The organism is Micromonospora haikouensis, from assembly GCF_000876225.1.
In the GTDB taxonomy this organism is placed as follows: Bacteria; Actinomycetota; Actinomycetes; order Mycobacteriales; family Micromonosporaceae; genus Micromonospora; species Micromonospora haikouensis.
On sequence record NZ_JXSX01000001.1, the window covers coordinates 2,077,891 to 2,094,210 of the forward strand.

The 16,320-nt window shown below is 72.9% G+C and carries 15 protein-coding genes; 8 read left to right on the plus strand and 7 right to left on the minus strand.

Features of this window, described 5'->3' with window-relative positions:
• Positions 1-147: 147 nt before the first annotated feature.
• From tsf to TK50_RS09230, 6 genes are all read left to right on the plus strand, one after another.
• Positions 148-975, plus strand: a complete 828-nt coding sequence (gene tsf, locus TK50_RS09205; RefSeq protein ID WP_043962357.1) for a translation elongation factor Ts — start codon at positions 148-150, stop codon at positions 973-975.
• A gap of 194 nt (positions 976-1,169) precedes the next feature.
• Entirely contained in the window at positions 1,170-1,937 is a 768-nt protein-coding gene (pyrH, locus tag TK50_RS09210) for a UMP kinase (protein ID WP_043962358.1), read from the plus strand.
• Between the two features lie 81 nt (positions 1,938-2,018).
• Positions 2,019-2,576 carry a ribosome recycling factor gene (frr, locus tag TK50_RS09215; RefSeq protein WP_043962359.1) on the plus strand — a complete coding sequence of 186 codons (558 nt, stop codon included), beginning with the start codon at positions 2,019-2,021 and terminating at the stop codon, positions 2,574-2,576.
• A 349-nt stretch (positions 2,577-2,925) separates the two neighbouring features.
• Positions 2,926-4,245 (plus strand): phosphatidate cytidylyltransferase, encoded by a 1,320-nt coding sequence (locus TK50_RS09220; protein ID WP_043962360.1) that lies wholly within the window; start codon positions 2,926-2,928, stop codon positions 4,243-4,245.
• Positions 4,246-4,349: 104 nt separating this feature from the next.
• A complete protein-coding gene (gene rlmN / locus TK50_RS09225) occupies positions 4,350-5,501 on the plus strand; it encodes a dual-specificity RNA methyltransferase RlmN (protein ID WP_043962362.1) in 1,152 nt (383 codons plus the stop codon).
• A 31-nt stretch (positions 5,502-5,532) separates the two neighbouring features.
• The gene (locus TK50_RS09230) at positions 5,533-6,726 is read left to right on the plus strand and encodes a DivIVA domain-containing protein (RefSeq protein WP_043962363.1); all 1,194 of its coding nucleotides are present in this window, start codon (positions 5,533-5,535) and stop codon (positions 6,724-6,726) included.
• Positions 6,727-6,832: 106 nt separating this feature from the next.
• Here TK50_RS09230 and TK50_RS09235 read toward each other — a convergent pair whose 3' ends face one another.
• Positions 6,833-7,054, minus strand: coding sequence for a DUF2631 domain-containing protein (locus TK50_RS09235; protein ID WP_096761598.1), 222 nt, complete (start codon positions 7,052-7,054; stop codon positions 6,833-6,835).
• Between the two features lie 267 nt (positions 7,055-7,321).
• Between TK50_RS09235 and TK50_RS09240 the strand changes: the two genes are divergently transcribed.
• Together TK50_RS09240 and TK50_RS09245 are read left to right on the plus strand one after the other, a co-directional pair.
• Positions 7,322-8,884 carry a Rieske 2Fe-2S domain-containing protein gene (locus TK50_RS09240; protein WP_043962366.1) on the plus strand — a complete coding sequence of 521 codons (1,563 nt, stop codon included), beginning with the start codon at positions 7,322-7,324 and terminating at the stop codon, positions 8,882-8,884.
• Between the two features lie 171 nt (positions 8,885-9,055).
• Positions 9,056-9,694: a TMEM175 family protein gene (locus tag TK50_RS09245; protein WP_043964150.1), complete on the plus strand. Its 639-nt coding sequence runs from the start codon at positions 9,056-9,058 to the stop codon at positions 9,692-9,694.
• Positions 9,695-9,777: 83 nt separating this feature from the next.
• On the opposite strand, the gene TK50_RS32090 is transcribed toward TK50_RS09245, so the two are convergent.
• The 6 genes from TK50_RS32090 to TK50_RS09270 form a co-directional block, all read right to left on the minus strand.
• Positions 9,778-10,770, minus strand: a complete 993-nt coding sequence (locus TK50_RS32090; protein WP_052503671.1) for a hypothetical protein — start codon at positions 10,768-10,770, stop codon at positions 9,778-9,780.
• Positions 10,771-10,783: 13 nt separating this feature from the next.
• On the minus strand, positions 10,784-12,349 hold the full coding sequence (locus TK50_RS09255; protein ID WP_043962367.1) for an AAA family ATPase: 1,566 nt from the start codon (positions 12,347-12,349) through the stop codon (positions 10,784-10,786).
• A 10-nt stretch (positions 12,350-12,359) separates the two neighbouring features.
• Positions 12,360-12,923, minus strand: coding sequence for a hypothetical protein (locus tag TK50_RS09260; RefSeq protein WP_052503672.1), 564 nt, complete (start codon positions 12,921-12,923; stop codon positions 12,360-12,362).
• On the minus strand, positions 12,920-13,084 hold the full coding sequence (locus tag TK50_RS34115; protein WP_158229388.1) for a hypothetical protein: 165 nt from the start codon (positions 13,082-13,084) through the stop codon (positions 12,920-12,922). Before TK50_RS34115 ends, TK50_RS09260 begins: the two co-directional genes overlap by 4 nt.
• A 1-nt stretch (position 13,085) precedes the next feature.
• Positions 13,086-14,861, minus strand: a complete 1,776-nt coding sequence (locus TK50_RS09265; RefSeq protein WP_043962368.1) for a hypothetical protein — start codon at positions 14,859-14,861, stop codon at positions 13,086-13,088.
• Between the two features lie 258 nt (positions 14,862-15,119).
• Positions 15,120-15,773 (minus strand): Crp/Fnr family transcriptional regulator, encoded by a 654-nt coding sequence (locus tag TK50_RS09270; RefSeq protein ID WP_158499160.1) that lies wholly within the window; start codon positions 15,771-15,773, stop codon positions 15,120-15,122.
• Positions 15,774-16,320 lie beyond the last annotated feature (547 nt).

Genomic DNA, 16,320 nt, shown 5'->3' on the forward strand with positions numbered 1-16,320 from the left:
CGCCGCGCCCCCGCCGCCCGTTTCCCCGGGCGGCGGGGCGTGGCGGGTACGCCGGGCACGCCCGGCCCGGATCCGGGTGACCGGCCCCGGCTCGACCCACCCGGCCCCCAGACCAACCCACCGAGTCCCAACACCGAAGAGAGAGTCATGTCCAACTTCACCGCCGCGGACGTCAAGAAGCTCCGCGACCTCACCGGCGCCGGCATGATGGACTCCAAGAAGGCGCTGACCGAGGCCGAGGGCGACTTCGACAAGGCCATCGAGATCCTGCGCGTCAAGGGCGCGAAGGACGTCGGCAAGCGGGCCGGCCGCACGGCCGCCAACGGCCTCGTCGCCCACTCGGGCAAGGCGCTGCTGGAGCTCAACTGCGAGACCGACTTCGTCGCCAAGAACGACGCCTTCATCGCGCTGGCCCAGCAGCTCGTCGAGCACGGCGAGGCCAGCGGCGCGACCTCCGCCGAGGAGCTGCTCGCCAGCAGCATCGACGGCAAGCCGGTCGCCGACCTGATCCAGGAGCAGTCCGCCAAGATCGGCGAGAAGCTGGTGCTCAACCGCTTCGCCAAGCTGGACGGCACCGTCGCGGTCTACCTGCACCGCAAGAGCCAGGACCTGCCGCCGGCGGTCGGCGTGCTGGTGGAGTACGCCGGCAAGACCGACGAGGCCGGGGACGCCGACGCCCGCGGTGTCGCCATGCAGATCGCCGCGATGCGGCCGAAGTACCTCACCCGTGACGAGGTGCCGGCCGACGTCGTCGAGTCCGAGCGGCGCATCGCCGAGCAGACCGCCCTCGAGGAGAACAAGCCCGCGGCGGCGCTGCCGAAGATCGTCGAGGGCCGGGTCAACGCCTTCTTCAAGGACTACGTCCTGATCGAGCAGGCGTCGGTCGCCGACAACAAGAAGACCGTGAAGCAGGTGCTGGCCGAGGCCGGCATCGAGGTGACCCGCTTCCTGCGGTTCGAGGTCGGCCAGGCCTGAGCCGCCGGTCGGGCGCGTGACGCGCGCCCGGGGGCAGGGAACATCGACGAGGAGGCCGCTGGTGTACGTGACAGGCACCGCGGCCTCCTCGTCCCATGCCTGGCCCGTGTCGCCGAACCGGCGGCGTAGGGTCAGCGACGGCAGGTACGCGGTAACCGGGGCACGTGGGGTGCGGCCGGGGAAGGGCGGGGCGGATGACGCAGGTTGTGAGTGACCGGAGCCTGGCGGCGGATGATCCGACCGCCCCACCGCCCGGCCGGGCCCGCCGGGTGGTGCTGAAGCTGTCCGGCGAGGTCTTCGGCGGCGGCGCGATCGGCGTCGACCCCGACGTCGTCCAGGCCATCGCGCGGCAGATCGCCACCGTGGTCCGCCGCGGCGTGCAGGTCTCCGTGGTGGTCGGCGGCGGCAACTTCTTCCGCGGCGCGGAGCTGCAGAAGCGGGGCATGGACCGTGCCCGCGCCGACTACATGGGCATGCTGGGCACCGTGATGAACTGCCTGGCCCTGCAGGACTTCCTGGAGAAGGAGGGCATCGAGACCCGGGTGCAGAGCGCCATCACGATGGCCCAGGTCGCCGAGCCCTACATCCCGCTGCGCGCGATCCGGCACCTCGAGAAGGGCCGGGTGGTCATCTTCGGGGCGGGCGCGGGCATGCCGTACTTCTCCACCGACACGGTGGCCGCCCAGCGGGCCCTGGAGATCCGGGCCGACGTGGTGCTGATGAGCAAGAACGGCGTGGACGGCGTCTACACCGCCGACCCCCGGATCGACCCGACCGCCAGCAAGCTCGACTCGATCACCTTCTCCGAGGTGCTCCGCCGCAACCTGCGGGTCGCCGACGCGGCCGCGTTCAGCCTCTGCATGGAGAACGGCCTGCCGATGCTGGTCTTCGGCGCCCAGGGCGACGACACGATCATCCGTGCGGTGGGTGGCGACAAGATCGGCACCCTGATCACCGCCTGAGCGGCCGCGGGCCGCGCGAGACGGCCCCGCGACACCACAGCACAGCCCACGACGAGCACAAAGAAGGAGGCGAGGAGACCGGTGATCGACGACACCCTCCTCGAGGCCGAGGAGAAGATGGAGCGGGCCATCGAGCACGCCAAGGAGGAGTTCGGCGCCATCCGCACCGGTCGCGCCAACGCCGCCATGTTCTCCAAGGTCATCATCGACTACTACGGCACCCCCACGCCGCTGCCCCAGATGGCGTCCATCGGGGTCCCCGAGCCGCGCATGGTCATCATCAAGCCGTACGACAACTCGCAGATCGGCGCCATGGAGCGGGCGATCCGCGACTCGGACCTCGGCGTGAACCCGAACAACGAGGGCAACCAGCTGCGCATCCTGCTCCCGCAGATGACCGAGGAGCGCCGCCGCGAGATGATCAAGGTGGCCCGGCACAAGGGCGAGGAAGCCAAGGTGGCGGTGCGCAACATCCGCCGCAAGGGCAAGGAGGAGCTGGACCGGCTGGTCAAGGACGGCGAGGTCGGCGAGGACGAGGGCCGGCGCGCCGAGAAGGACCTCGACGACCTGACCCAGAAGTTCGTCGCCACCGTCGACGAGCTGGTCAAGCACAAGGAGAGCGAGCTGCTCGAGGTCTGAGCCGCGACGGCCCCCGGGGCCGTCGCGCGTGACCTGCCGTGGCACCGGTGTGCCGCCGTCGTCGGGCGGCGGCGCCGGTGCCTGCGTCGTCACGGGCCGAATCGCCCCTCGTCGTCACGGGCCGAAACCGGGCGAACCCGGGGCGCACCGCCGGTGGCGGCACGGAGGGCTCGTCCACCCTGCCGGGGCGACCCGTGCAGTAGGCTCGGCACGATTCCGGCCACCACGCGGTGAACGGGCGGGATCGCCCGGCCGTCGCGCCGGTCAATCGGACGGAACAGTCGTCGTAGGGGATGGTCTTGGTCGTACGTCATGTGGTGAGCCCCGTACCGCGTCCGTTCGGTGCGTGATGTCCCACCTCGACCCCTACCGCAGCCCCGAGTCCCGCAGCTGGGACCGGCCGGACGCCCCGGCCGCGCTCCCCTGGCCCGACCGTGATCTGGAGCCGGGGCAGTGGGCCCGCAGCGCCACCACCGACGCGTACGCCCCCGCCGTCCCGGGCGGCCGGCCCGAGACGCGCCGCCCGGCGGGGCGACCGGAGCCGTTCGACGCGGACGCCACCGACCCGTACGGCGCCCGCCCGGTGCCCGACGAGCCGCCGCGGCCCGGTGACCCCGTCGACCGACCGGGCTGGCCCGGTGCCCCGGGGGCGGGCGGAAGGCCCTCTCCCGAGCGCCCCGGCGGGCCCCTCCCCGGCGGGCCGCCGGCCGGTGCGGCGTACCCGCCCGACGAGTCGACCGGCCCGGCGTACCCGCCCGGCGGCGGTGCCGAGCCGGAGCCGCCCCGGGGGCGGCGCGGGCCCGGCCGGCGACGGGCGAGCGCCGAGCGACCGCCCACCCAGCAGCCCTCGCCCGGCCGCGCCGGCCGCAACCTGCCGGCGGCGATCGGGGTGGGCGTCGGCCTCGGCGCGGCCGTCCTGCTGCCGCTCTTCTTCTACCTGCCCGCCTTCCTCCTCGTGCTCGCCGCCGCGATCGCGATCGGCATCTGGGAGATGGCCCGGGCGGTCCGCCGCAGCGGGGCCCACCCGCCGCTGGTGCCGCTGGTCGCCGGCGGCGTGCTCACGGTCGGCCTGGCCTGGTTCGCCGGCCCCGACGCGCTCTGCCTCGGCCTGCTGGTCACCGTTCTCGGCACGATGATCTGGCGGCTGGGCGACGGGCCGGGCGACTACCAGCGCGACCTGACGGCGGCCACCCTCATCGCCGTGTACGTGCCGTTCCTCGGCGGCTTCGCGGCGATGCTCGCCGCCGCGCCCGGCGACGGGCACCTGCGCGTGCTGGTCACCCTGGTCGCGGTGGTGCTCTCCGACACCGGCGGGTACGCGGCGGGGGCCAACCTCGGCAAGCACCCGATGGCCCCCTCGATCAGCCCGAAGAAGTCCTGGGAGGGCTTCGCCGGCTCGGTCACCGCGGCGGCGGCGGGCAGTGCCCTGCTGATCTGGCTGCTGTTCGACGTGGCCCCCTGGTGGGGCGCCCTGTTCGGCGTGGCCGTGTCCTGCGCGGCGGTCCTCGGCGACCTGGCCGAGTCCATGATCAAGCGGGATCTCGGCGTGAAGGACATGAGCAACCTGCTGCCCGGCCACGGCGGCCTCATGGACCGCCTCGACTCGATCCTGTTCGCGGTGCCCACCGCGTACCTGTTGCTGGCGGTTTTCGTCCCGGTGGTGGGCTGAGGCATGAATCACGCCGGTCAGCCCGTTCCGGCCGCGTGGTCGGGTCCGATTCGGCACCTCCGGCCAGGTGCGTCGGGCGAACGGCGTGGGAGACTGGACGGGTCATGACGAGCCTTCCCCTGATCCCTGTCACCTCGGACGCCCCCGCCGCACGCCGCGCGGCCATGCCGCCCCGTCACCTCGCCGACCTCGACCTGCCGGCCCGGCAGGCCCTGGTGGCCGAGCTGGGCGAGCCGGCGTTCCGCGCGAAGCAGATGTCCACCCACTACTTCGGCCGTCTGGTCCGCGACCCCACGTCGATGACCGACCTGCCCGCGGCCACCCGGGACAGGCTGGCCGCCGAGCTGCTGCCCACCCTGCTCACCCCGGTCCGCGAGCTCGCCTGCGACGACGGCGCCACCCGCAAGGCGCTCTGGCGGCTGCACGACGGCTCGCTGGTGGAGAGCGTGCTGATGGGATATCCGGACCGCGTCACCGTCTGCATCTCCAGCCAGGCGGGCTGCGGTATGGCCTGCCCGTTCTGCGCCACCGGCCAGGCCGGGCTGACCCGCAACCTGTCGACGGCCGAGATCGTCGACCAGGCGGTCTACCTGGCCGGCGTGGCCGCCTCCGGCGCGGTCGCCGGCTCCCCGCCCCGGCTTTCCCACGTCGTGTTCATGGGCATGGGCGAGCCGCTGGCCAACTACTCGCGCGTCGTCGCGGCGATCCGCCGGCTGGTCGCCCCCGCCCCCGAGGGCCTCGGCCTGTCCCAGCGGCACATCACCGTCTCCACGGTCGGCCTGGTCCCGGCGATCCGCCGGCTGGCCAGCGAAGACCTGTCGGTGACCCTTGCGTTGTCCCTGCATGCGCCCGATGATGAGCTGCGCGACGAACTCGTGCCGGTCAACCAGCGGTGGAAGGTCGCCGAGGTGCTGGACACGGCGTGGGACTACGCGGCCCGCACGGGGCGTCGGGTGTCGATCGAATACGCGATGATCAAAAACGTGAACGACCAGCCGTGGCGGGCCGACCTCCTCGGCCAGCTGCTGGCCGGCAGGTTGGCGCACGTCAACCTCATCCCGCTCAACCCGACCCCGGGCAGTCGGTGGGACGCGAGCCCGAAGCCCGTCGAGCGGGAGTTCGTCCGGCGTCTGCGCGCCGCCGGGGTCTCGACGACGGTGCGGGACACCCGGGGGCGCGAGATCGACGGCGCGTGCGGGCAGCTCGCCGCCGCCGGGGACAGGGACACCGAGACGCCGCAGGAGGCAACGGCGTGACGGGGCGTACCGAACGAGACCAGGAGACATAGTGGCGAGTCAGGGTCAGCGTTTCCGGCGTAAGGCGCTCCGCCGGGGATACAAGGTCGACGAGGTGGACGCCTTCCTGGACCGGGTCGAGGCGACGCTCGACGGCCGGCCCGTCGGCGCGCCCGTGGCCTCCCAGGAGGTCCACGACGTCGTCTTCCGGGTCCGCTTCAACGGCTACGACGAGTGGCAGGTCGACCTGCACCTCGACCGCGTCGAGCGGCAGCTGGCCGAGTTGGAGGAGCGCGGCGGCTCGCCCGGTCGCGGCGCAGACCCCCGGATGCCCGACCGGATGGGTCCGTCGGACCGGATGGGCCCGCCGCTGCGCGACGACCGGGGGCCCGTCCCGCTGCGTGACGACCGGGGCCCCGTCCCGCTGCGCGACGACCGGGGACCGCTCACCATGCGTGACGACCGGGGGCCCGCGCCGATGCCGCAGCCCATGCCGCCCCGGCCGATGCCGGCGCAGGCCGGTCCGCCCGGCGACCGCTACGGCCGGTACGACGAGCCGACCGGCGGCTTCTCCGGCGGGTACGACGGGCCGCGCGGCGGCTACGACGCACCTCGCGGCCCGGGTGGCCCGGGTGGTGGCCCGATGGGTCCGGGTGGCCCGATGGGTCCCGGCCCCGGCCCCGGCATGGGGCACGGCGGCCCGCCGCCCCGGGGCCTGCCCCCCGGCCCCGGCGGCTACGGTCCGGACGAGCAGCGCTTCGACGGCTTCGAAGCGGGGCGGCACGGGCGGGCCGACATGACCGCCGAGATCCGGATGCCCGAGCGGGACCTTCGCGAGCTGCGCGGCCGTGGCCCCGCCGGCCCTCCGCCCATGCCGCCGCAGCCGATCGGGGGCCCGCCGCCGATGGCCGGCCCGCCCGTCGGTGGCCCCCCGGCCGGTGGCCCGCCCGTCGGTGGCCCCCCGGCCGGTGGCCCGCCGATGGCCGGTCCGCCCGGCAGCGACCTGCACCGGGTGGACCAGATCCGCCGCAGCTTCCAGGTGCGCCGGTTCGGCAGCGGGTACGACCCGGACCAGGTCGACCGGCTCTTCGAGGGCATCCTCGGCGGCATGGCCGGCCGGGGCCCGATGCCGGTCAACCCGAAGGACCTGGACACCCTGCGCTTCGGCCTGGTGCCGGGCGGCTACTTCGAGGCCGAGGTCGACGCCGCGCTCAAGGACGTCCAGGACATCCTCTTCGGCCGCTGACCGCCCGGTGGGCGCGGGAGACCTGCCCGCGCCGCAGCACACGTACACGACGAAGGGCCCGCCCCGACCGGGGTGGGCCCTTCGTGCGATGCCGGTCCGGCCGGGGTCAGGACCGCAGGCCGTTGCGGCGCAGCACCGTGTCGCCGACGACGATGGCCAGCAGCAGCACGGCCAGGCCCACCAGCCAGATGTCCTCGACCCTGCCCTCGTGGTTGCCGCACAGCATGGCCAGCAGCGCCAGCGCGGAGACCACCGCGCCGATCCGCCCGGCCTTGCGGTGCCCGGGCTTGTGCTGATCTGGCGACGTCACCGGCTCGCTTCCTGCCACTGTCGGTCCTTCCCTCGCGATCGGATCTCCGGTTAGTCTGGCACGCCCCGTGGCTGACCTCGTGCGGTGGGGGTTTCCCGCCGGCCCCGCACCCGCCGGCCCGCACCCACCGCCGGTGCCCCCGTGCCGGCCACCGGCGCCCAGTGGACCGGCCGGAGGCCGGAGGACCCGGGCCGGAGGGCACTACCGGCGTCGCGGGCCGGCGACCAGACTGCCTCCGGTAGCGTCGGGACGTACACCTTGATTGTCTTTTTGAGGGGGACTGCGGTGCGAGTGACCGGTACGGGACACGCCAGCATGCGGATCGACACGGCCGCGGGCAGCATCCTGTGCGACCCGTGGGTCAATCCCGCCTACTTCGCCTCGTGGTTCCCGTTTCCCGACAACTCCCAGCTCGACTGGGAGACCCTCGGCGACGTCGACTACCTGTACGTGTCGCACCTGCACCGGGACCACTTCGACGCCGCGCACCTGCGCGACTTCGTCTCCAAGGACGCCACCGTCCTGCTGCCCGAGTTCCCCACCTCGGAAATGGAGGACGAGCTGCGGGCGCTGGGCTTCACGAAGTTCCTGCGGGCCCCGAACGAGCAGGTGGTGGAGCTCGACGGCGGCCTGCGGATCATGATCCAGGCGCTCACCAGCCCGACCGACGGCCCGATCGGCGACTCCTCGCTGTGGGTGGAGTACGACGGGGTGCGGCTGCTCAACCAGAACGACGCCCGGCCGACCGACCTGAGCGTCTTCGCCGAGCTGGGTCACGTGCACGCGCACCTGCTCCAGTTCTCCGGGGCGATCTGGTATCCGATGGTCTACGAGCTGCCGCAGTCGGCGAAGACTGCGTTCGGCAAGCAGAAGCGGGAGCGGCAGTTCGACCGCACCTGGCGCTACATCGCCGACCTGAAGGCCGACCACGTCTTCCCGATCGCCGGCCCGCCGTGCTTCCTCGACGACGACCTGTGGCAGTTCAACGACATCCACGGCGACGAGGGCAACATCTTCCCCGACCAGTCGGTCTTCCTCGCCGAGTACGCGAAGGTCGGCGGCACCAACGGCATCGTGCTGCTGCCGGGCAGCGTCGCCGAGGTGACCACCTCGGGGGCGACCACCACCCACCCGCAGCCGGTCGAGGAGTTCTTCGCGAACAAGGCCGCCCACTTGGAGGAGATGCGGGAGCGCAAGCGCGGCGTCATCGAGGCGGAGAAGGCGTCCTGGCGGCACCCCGAGGTCGACGTGCTGGCCGGGATGAAGCGCCGCATCGAGCCGCTGCTGGAGGAGTCGATCTACCTGGCCAAGGGCGTCGGCGGCCCGGTCCGCTTCGACCTGGTCGACTACGACGGCGAGAGCGTCGAGTCGATCGTGGTGGACTTCCCCGGCAAGGAGGTGCGGCCGTACGCCGACGAGAAGGTCCGCTACCGGTTCCGCACCGAGCGGGCCCTCGTGGAGCACCTGCTGCACATCGGCGAGGTCGACTGGGTCAACTCGCTCTTCCTGTCCTGCCGGTTCTCGGCGGCCCGGATCGGCCAGTACAACGAGTTCGTGTACGCCTTCTTCAAGTGCCTGTCCACCGAGCGCCTCCAGTACGCCGAGGGCTGGTACGACGAGCACGAGCGCACCAGCGACGCCGAGGACATCACCCTCGGCGACTGGGTGGTGCAGCGCCGCTGCCCGCACCTGAAGGCGGACCTGACCCGGTTCGGCATCGTCGAGGGCGACCAGCTCACCTGCCAGCTGCACGGCTGGAAGTTCGACCTGCCCAGCGGGCGCTGCCTGACCAGCGTCGGGCACAAGGTCCGGGCGCACCGCGCGGACGCGTCCGCCCCGACGCCCTGACCCGGCGTTCCGCCCCATTCCGCCCCTTCTGCCCCGTTCCTTCCCGTTCCGCCCCGCCTGCAGGTGACCATGGAGTCGTGACGGGCGGGGCGGAGTCGTGACCGGCGGGTTGGCGTCGTGACCGGTGGTGCGGACGAGGCGGCCGGCTACCGGTACGGGCGGCGCAGCGAGATGGCCCGCGACGCCTCCCGGGTGGAGGCGTTCAGCGACGCCGTGATCGCCATCGTGCTGACCCTGATGGCGGTCGAGCTGCTCCAGTTCGCCCCGCAGAACCCCACCGGGCCGGACCTGGCGGGCGCGCTGTTCCACGAGTGGCCGTCGTACCTGGCGTACGTGATCACCTTCGCGATCGTCGGCCAGGTGTGGCTCACCCACCACAACATGTGGCGGTACGTGGTCCGCGTCGACCAGTTGCTGCTGGTGCTGAACCTGCTCCTGCTGCTCTTCGTCGCGGCCATCCCGTTCGCCGCGAACCTGCTCTCGGACAACCTGCGCGGCCCGGTCGGCGACCAGCGGCTCACCGCCGCCCTCTACGTGGGCACGGTGCTCGGCGAGGCGCTCTTCTTCAACCTGAGCTGGTGGTGGGCGCGGCGGCGCAACCTGCTGCACCCGGACCTGGACCCCCGGCTGGCCCGGGCGGTGGCCCGCCGGTTCCTGCTCGGGCCGCTGCTCTACCTGGTCGCCTTCGCGGTGGTCTTCGTCGACCCGGTGCTCAGCCTGGTCGCCTACCTCCTGCTCGTGGGCCTGTACCTGGTCCGCGGCCCCGGCGACCTGCCCCCGTCGAAGGAGCGCGCACCCGCCGGACGCTGAGGCCCCGCCGGACGCTGCGGCCCCCGCCGGGCGGCGCGAGATACCGGACGCGTCACCAAGGGTCCGCTCCCCGCCAGCGGCGATCAGGTGCCCGGCGGGCGCAGCCGCCGGGGCACGCAGCGGTTCGGCAACTCCGCCCCGTCCAGCTGAGGGAACTGTGCCCGGCACCAGGCGTCGACCCCGTCCTTCGACTCGGCCGGCACGACGGCGAAGGTGAGCCAGAGGGGCTTCCCCTCGTACAGTTGTTGCCGACCGTAGTCGGTGCTGAGCAGGAGGATCACCCGGGCCTCACCGCCGAGTTCCGTGCGGAGCTGCTGGTGCTCGGCGAGGATGTCGGTGGCGTAGAAGGTGTGCGAGCCGTTCGCCGCCCACTGCTCGGGGTCGACGATGCCCACGCTCTTCGAGGCGAGCTGGGCGACGTACCGGCCATCGAGGCTGATGGTGGGCAGATCCTGCTCGTGGAGCCGGCTCAGCTCCGTCAGGGCCGCCGCCTCGGGGTCCTCGGGAGCCGGGGTCGTGGTCGGGGTGCCGGTGTCGAGGGAGCCTTCGGCCGACGGGAGCGGGTCGCCGCCCGGGGCGCTGGGCGCGCTGTACGGGTCGGGAGACGACCCCGGCCCGTCGTAGGTGCTTCCGTCGGCGGCACCCGGATCCATCCGGTACGCCCCGTAGGCCGTACCGACGAGGAGCAGCAGGACGACCAGGACCAGCCCGGCCGCCTTCCGGAGTGCGGCACCTGCCGGCCGCTGCGGGTCGCCGGTCGGCGGTTCGAGGGGACGCCAGGGAACAGGCTCCGGTGCGGTGGCCGGGTCGACCGGCACCACCGGCAGACCCCCGAAGGCCGCCGGGTCCAGCGGCTCGTCCCGATCCGAGGGCTCGTCCCGCTCGGCGGGAGCGGTGCGGGCGGGCGCTTCGGCGCTCGTGGCCCGGATCGCCGCGCCGGCGGCTGCGGAGGCGGGGGCCGGTGCTTCGGGGCGGGTGCGGCCGGGCGGCGGCTGCGGGATCTGGTCGGCCAGGTCGCCGACCAGCTCCCGCAGGTTCCAGATCGGCCTCTCCGCGCCCTGCCGCTCGTCGCTCATCCTCGCCTCCCGATCACGCGTCGCCCGGCACCAGTACCCGCCGGCGGGGCTCGCCGTCGGACGTGGCGGCCGTGACCGGGGCGCCGGCCGGCACCGCCCGGTCCCGACCCCAGCTGCGGATCTCCGCGATCTGTTCCGGCTGGGTGCGGCTCAGCGGGATGGTGTTGACGAAGGTGTCGACGACGAACTCGGTCGGTGGGCAGGACCGGTCGCCCCGCAGCAGCATCTCGGTGCCCACCTCGTTCATGGCCGACTCGATGTCGGAGCCGGCGAACCCGTCGGAGAGGACGACCAGCCGGGGGAGCAGGTCGCCGTCCGGTTCGGTGTCGAGGTAGCGCCGGTAGTAGAGCCGGATGATCTCCGCCCGGTCGGTGTCGTCGGGCAGGTCGACGAAGAAGAGCTCGTCGAAGCGGCCCTTGCGGAGCAGCTCCGGCGGCAACGAGCGCACGTCGTTGGAGGTGGCCACGACGAAGACCCGGGACCGGGATTCCTGCAACCAATACAGGAACTGCCCGACCAGACGCCGGCTCACCCCGGTGGAGTCGTACTGACCGGCGAGCCCCTTCTCGATCTCGTCGATCCAGAGCACGCAGGGAGCCGTCCGGTCGGCCATCTCCAGCGCCTCCCGCAGCCGGGTCTCGGACTGTCCGACGTACATGCCGAGGATGGTCGCGAAGTCGAGCCGGTACAGCGGCATCCGCCACTGGGCCGCGACGGCCTTGGCGCAACGGGACTTCCCGCAGCCGGGCACGCCGACCAGCAGCACCCCGCGCGGCGGACGCAGCCGGGTCTCGCTCAGGTCGGCGAGCATCACCTGGTGCTTGCGACGCAGCCAGGCCCGCAGGCTGGTCAGCCCACCGAGTTCACTGTCAGCCGAGTCGACGTGCACCCGTTCCAGGCCGGCGAGATCGCCGAAGTGCTTGTCCTTGAACTCCGCCATCCGGGCCACGTCGTCGCGGCGCAGGTGTCCGCTGGCGGCCATCGTGGCCAGCACGTTGATCGCGGTGCCCTCGGGAACCCCGACCAGGAACTCGGCGGCACGCCGGGCGTCGGCGTCGGTCCAGTCGATGGTGACCGCGCCCTGCTGCTCCCTGAGGAAGTCGGTGACGATGCCGTACATCTCAGGGGCGTCGGGCAGGTCCAGGACGATGCTCATCCCGAGACGTTGCAGGCCACTCCACAGCGGCGTGTCGGTGACCAGGACGATGCTGCCGGAGCGGGCGTCGGCGAGCCGCGCGAGTTCCGCGATGTGCCGGGTGGCCGGGGAGTCGGCCGTCAGATCGTCGGGTTCGACGAAGACGATCGTCGCCTGGGCCCGCCGGGACAGTTGGGCGGCGGCGAAGTCCATCGCGGCCACCAGCGAACGCTCCTCCTGCACCTGGGCGTTGGTGCGTAGGTCCCGCAGCCCGGCCGCCCTGGTGTGCAGCCAGAACGGCAGGCCGGCGCGGCGTGCGCTGCCGGCGACCTCCCGCAGCAGCCGGACGGCGCGCAGCGGCTCGACGGTCCGCACGCTGATGAGCGGCACCCGGGCGGCGACGTAACTGTCGAGGTCCCTGCGGGCCTCCAGGTAACGGGACATGATCGCTTCCTCAGTCGGGGGTCGCCGGGCCGGCGACGATGATCCGGCGGCGAGCCGGTCCGGCGGGGTCGGTGGCCCACTCGTCGACCGGGCCGGAACCCGGGGCGGTGGACGCGGTCAGCGGGTTCTCCCGCACCGTGCGCATCCTTGCGTGCACCAGCGGGCCGTCACCGCCCTGCCGACGCAGCTGCTCGACACCGTCCTCCAGCGCCCGCTGGACCAGCTCGATCTGGGCGTCGACGAGGCCGAGCAGGTGTCGGGCGAGCGGCTCGGGCAGCCCGGGGCTGCCGGCCACCGCCCGGATCGACGCCAGTCCCCGGCGGCCCTGCACCAGGGCTCGCGCCCACTCGAACTCGTCCCCGGCGGCCGCCATGGCTGCCAGCAGTCCGTCCGCCCAGAGTTTCAGCCGCTGGTCCAGCGCGCCGATGAGCATGGCCACGAAGCGGGCCCAACCGTCGGCGGGCAGGGCCGCCTCGACCAGCTTCGGCAGCCCGCCGGGGGCGGCCGACTGCTCGGTGCGCCAGCGGCGCAGGAACGTCACCCAGGTCTGCAGGTCGTCGCCGTGGCTGTTCACGGGTCGGCCCGGTGCGGCCGGCGCACGAGGATCTCGCCGGGCGGCAGCGGCTCCCAGTCGGGCAGCTCTTCGACGACCTGCCGCCGGCGGTCGGTGGCGGGCGGCGGGGACGCTGGCCGGGCCCAGGGTCGGGGCTCCGGAACGTCGTCACGGTCGATCATTTCACTCCCCCTTGTCGGTCCGGCCCACCGCGCGACGTTCGTGCGGTGCTCCCGGCCCACCCGCCGTGGCCAGGTCGGCGATCAGGGCGGTGACCCGGCTCGCGTCGCTGTCGGCGGCGGTGAACCGGTCCCGCCAGGCTTCGAGTTCCATGCCGGCGGCCCGCAGCCCGCGCAGTGCCTCGTCCCGGGCGTCGTCGATGAGCCTCCGGACCCGCTCCTGCTCGGCGGCGGCGGCCTCCGCCCGACCCTTGAGGACCACCGCCCAGACGCCGCCGGTCAGGGCGGTGGCGAGCAGGCCGATCCCCGCGCCACCGACGGCAAGCCCGATCAGCAGCACGACGAAGAGCACCACCAGCGGCCCGATCAGGCTCTTGCCCCAGTCGAAGGCGAGACCGTCGACGAAGGGCCGACCGTAGCGGTTCCAGTGGGCGTCGAGCGAGCGTTCCAGGGTGCCCATCGGCCGGTCGAAGGAGCCCGTCCAGGAGGGCGGCCGGAACGCGGCCACTCCGCTGAGCGCACCCGGGTCGACGGCCACCTCGACGGTAGTCGGCGCGGCGATCCGATAGTCGTTGGTGAACCCCGCGTGGGCCTCGCCGATCCAGTCGTGGCAGGCCGCCATCGCCAGCCGCTGGGTCTGTGCGGAGACGGCCAGGGTGTGCGGGGCGAGGGCACAGTCGGTCTGCAGGCTGAGGTAGTCGCGGGTGTCGTCGAGGACGTCGACCTGGGCGCGGGCGACCTGCTCCGCCGCGGCCAGGTCGCCGTCGGCCTGGACGATGGCCTCCTGCTCGGCCAGCTGCCGGCGCAACGGCAGCTCCTCCCGGTCGTACTCGGTGACCAGTTGGTCGAGCAGCTCGTCCACGGCATCCTCGATCCGGCTGCTCGGGGTGGCCTCCGCGGCCAGCACCGGGGTGTACCGGTCGAGGATCGACCCGTGCGCCTGGGCGTGCGACAGCATCAACCGCAGCTGCGGCCACTGCGGCGACGCCTCGGCCAGCCTGGGGAAGTCCTCGTCCAGCCCGTCGACGCGGACGTGGCTGGTCAACTCGACCCGCCAACGCCGCACCTGGGCGGAGATCACCGCCTCGTCGTCGAGCAGGAGCCGACGCCACCCGTCGAGCCGCTCCTGGACCAGGGCCAGCCCGGCGGGGCCGAACGCACCCTGGGCGGTGGCCTCCAGGATGACCGGGAACTCCCGGCCCAGGGCTGCCGGGTCCTGGGCGTCGAGGTAGTGCCGCAGCCACCGTACGGCGGCCGGCCCGCGATCCTGCCGGCGCAACACCAGCGCCATGAACAACGCGGTCCGCTCGGGGGAGTGCTGGTAGGCCTCCTCCACCGCGCGGACGCACAGTTGCGGGTCGTCGCCGGCCCAGGCGGCCAGCGTCACCAGCACGGGCGCCAGCCAGTAGCGGGAGTTCTGCACCAGCAACTCCTCGCTGACCGCCCGAACGGTCTCCTCCCGGACCAGCCCCTGGTCGAAGGCGCGGAGCATGCCGACCGCCGTGCGGCGGACCACCTTGTGGTGGCCGAACTGCTGCTCGATGTCGTTCTTGAGCTGACCGACCCTGGCCTCGGCGCTGTGCAGGTTCTTGGTGCGCTGTGCCTGCTGTTCGAGGCGAAGCACAGCCCCGTGGAGCGTCGCCAGTTGGTCCTGGGTGATCCGCTGCTTGATCCCGATGTCGTTGACCTGCAGGCCGACCTCGCCGACGGCGTTGCTGATGGCGACGAGGTCGCGCCGTTGCTGCCGCAGAATGTTCTCTACCGCTCTCAGTTCGGACATGGCTCCCCCGGTTTCGATGTGCTGGTGAATGCCCATCGGTATTGATCCGCGAGCCCGGAATCGTCGATGGTGAGGAGCCGACCCGAGTCCCGTGTGCGTGACGTGAATTCGCGCCCCGTGGCGCAGAGGTATTTGGCGCGGTGATATTCCGCTGCTGTGGATGGTTGCCGGCAGGGGCCGGACGTCGCGTCGACCGAATGTGTCGAAGAGTCGGCCGATCGGATACCGGCCGCCGACTCGTTTCCTGTCGGCGGACCGTCAGGTGGCGGGCTCGTCCCCGGTCGTGGGCCCGGCGTGCTGAGCCACCCGGGCCAGGGCTGTCGGATCGGCGATCGTGATCTGGCGGTATCCCCAGCGGAGCACCCCCGCCTCGCGCAGTGCCCGCAGTGCCTTGTGGACCGTCGCCGGTGCGACACCGACCAGGGTGGCGAGTTCCGGCTGGCTGAGCGAGACCACTATGTCGACGCCGTCGTCGCCGGCCCGCGTGCCGTACCGATCGGCGATCTCGATCAGTGCCCGGGCCAGTCGCACCTCCGCCGGGTACGCGAGGAAGTCGGTGCGCCGCCGGTTGGCCCAGCGCAGCCGCTCGGCGACGATGGTGGTGACCAGGCGGGCCGCCTCGGGGTGCCGGGCGAGGACGTGCCGGAACGCCTCGGCGGTGAGCAGCCTGCCGGTGACCACACCGCAGGCGGTGACGGTGGCCATGCGGCGGGGATGCTCGGCCAGGGCCGCCGTCTCGCCCACGATGTCACCGGCCGTGCGGACGGCCAGGAGCGCCTCGAAGGTCTCCGCCAGGCTGGTGACCTTGACCAGGCCGCCGGTCAGCAGCACCACGTGACTGCTCGTGGCCCCCTCGGCGAGGAGCCGTTCGCCCGGCTCGAACCGGACGGGGCTGCCCCGACCGAGCAGCACCTGCCGGGTCTCCTCGGGTAGCCGCCCGAGGAAGCCGTTCGACGGCCATGTGCGCGGGCGCGACCTGGCACCGTCCACTCCCACCTCGCGGGCACCCTCGACGCCGACTGACCCGGCAAGTCTGCGGTACCGGTGACCCGGCCGCAATGCGTCGGTGGTGGGGCGCCCGGCCGGTGTCCACCGGACGGACGCGGTCGCCGCTGTCGACCGGACCCTCATGTCACTCCTAACCGCGCGCTCTGTGGTGGAGCGTCGCACGGGTCGGGCCGCGGGATCCCGGATAATTCCGAGATTCCCTCGGGTGTTCGGGTCGACCATGGCAACGGGTGGCCGGGGATGGGTGATTCGATGCGACTGCGACGTGCCGGTGTGTCAATTGACGGACACTGCGGTCGCGACGGCCGGAACGTCGGCGATGATCGGGCACCGCGCGGGAACCGAACATTTGCGTATCCGTCGGCGGGTCGACCGAATGCGCGCGCCCGGGTGCGGCAACCGATGTTGCCGTTGGGGCGAGAACTGCGGGAAGACGGGGGCGAATCGCTTG

Bases quoted from the DNA above. Each gene is read 5' to 3' on its own strand.
- tsf (WP_043962357.1), top strand. From the start codon at position 148: ATGTCCAACTTCACCGCCGCGGACGTCAAGAAGCTCCGCGACCTCACC.
- pyrH (WP_043962358.1), top strand. From the start codon at position 1,170: ATGACGCAGGTTGTGAGTGACCGGAGCCTGGCGGCGGATGATCCGACC.
- TK50_RS09220 (WP_043962360.1), top strand. From the start codon at position 2,926: ATGTCCCACCTCGACCCCTACCGCAGCCCCGAGTCCCGCAGCTGGGAC.
- rlmN (WP_043962362.1), top strand. From the start codon at position 4,350: ATGACGAGCCTTCCCCTGATCCCTGTCACCTCGGACGCCCCCGCCGCA.
- TK50_RS09245 (WP_043964150.1), top strand. From the start codon at position 9,056: ATGGCCCGCGACGCCTCCCGGGTGGAGGCGTTCAGCGACGCCGTGATC.
- TK50_RS32090 (WP_052503671.1), bottom strand. From the start codon at position 10,770: ATGAGCGACGAGCGGCAGGGCGCGGAGAGGCCGATCTGGAACCTGCGG.
- TK50_RS09255 (WP_043962367.1), bottom strand. From the start codon at position 12,349: ATGTCCCGTTACCTGGAGGCCCGCAGGGACCTCGACAGTTACGTCGCC.
- TK50_RS34115 (WP_158229388.1), bottom strand. From the start codon at position 13,084: ATGATCGACCGTGACGACGTTCCGGAGCCCCGACCCTGGGCCCGGCCA.
- TK50_RS09265 (WP_043962368.1), bottom strand. From the start codon at position 14,861: ATGTCCGAACTGAGAGCGGTAGAGAACATTCTGCGGCAGCAACGGCGC.